Raw genomic sequence first — 337 nt, forward strand, 5'->3', positions numbered from 1 at the left:
CTACACCGCACAATTGTTGACGGCGCAGCCGGAGGGGGCCTTCCGTCTGGCGGGCTGGTCCCTGGGCGGCAACCTGGCGATGGAAGTTGCCCATGGCCTGGAGCAGGCTGGGCGGGAAGTGGAATGCGTGGGCTGGATCGACGCATCGCCACCCCAGTGGGTCAAGCCTTTCTGGGACACGGCGGTGATGGTCGATGAGCGCGAAATATCCGCCAATGACCGGCGCGTGGAATTGTTGGGCGCGATGTTCCCTGAGTTCACGGCGCAGATCCATGCCAAGTGGTCGGGCCAGCAGGCCACGGTTGACGGCGACGATGAGCAATGGGCCGGGTTCAAC

1 protein-coding gene is annotated in these 337 nt (G+C 64.7%); it reads left to right on the forward strand.

The features are described 5' to 3' along the window. Positions 1-337 (forward strand): thioesterase domain-containing protein (locus tag M2R48_RS21180; protein WP_262087594.1); only part of this gene is annotated, 337 nt, incomplete at both ends.

This window comes from Acinetobacter sp. I-MWF, assembly GCF_025433935.1.
Classification (GTDB): domain Bacteria; phylum Pseudomonadota; class Gammaproteobacteria; order Pseudomonadales; family Moraxellaceae; genus Acinetobacter; species Acinetobacter guillouiae.